Genomic DNA, 447 nt, shown 5'->3' on the forward strand with positions numbered 1-447 from the left:
GCTATTTTTGATTCGGTATCGGCTTCGATTAACTTTTTGGCTAACAGGATTCGTTTATCACATACAAAGTCTCTAAAGCTTACCCCAAAGTGTAGATGAAACTTTTTAGAAAAGTAGGTTGTTGAACAATGGCACTTTTCTGCGATCTCTGTTTCTTTGATTTCTTTGTTGATGTTGTCCATAACAAAGTTAACGACTTCAGAGGTAAATAACTTTGCAGGTAGTTGATTATTGTTGTTCGTATCTCGGTCGAGATCAAAGTGAGGCTCGAAGATATGTTGCGTTTTACGCTGTAGTTCTTCGAATGTACTGGTCAGATGTTTACTGTTTGTTTCGATAATAAAAAATATATTCTTATGATTTCGAACGATATTAGGTAACGGGTCCGAGCAAATAATGACTATTCTTTTATTTAGATTCTCGCAAATAGCTAAAGCCATTGTAAGT

Annotated in this window: 1 protein-coding gene; it reads right to left on the reverse strand. The window is 35.1% G+C overall.

Going from position 1 to position 447, the window contains the following annotated elements:
• On the reverse strand, positions 1-447 hold a 447-nt coding region (locus AB4486_RS22515; RefSeq protein ID WP_372118695.1), incomplete at both ends, for a helix-turn-helix domain-containing protein.

The sequence above is a fragment of the Vibrio sp. 10N.222.55.C6 genome (assembly GCF_041473395.1).
GTDB classification, from domain to species: Bacteria; Pseudomonadota; Gammaproteobacteria; order Enterobacterales; family Vibrionaceae; genus Vibrio; species Vibrio crassostreae_C.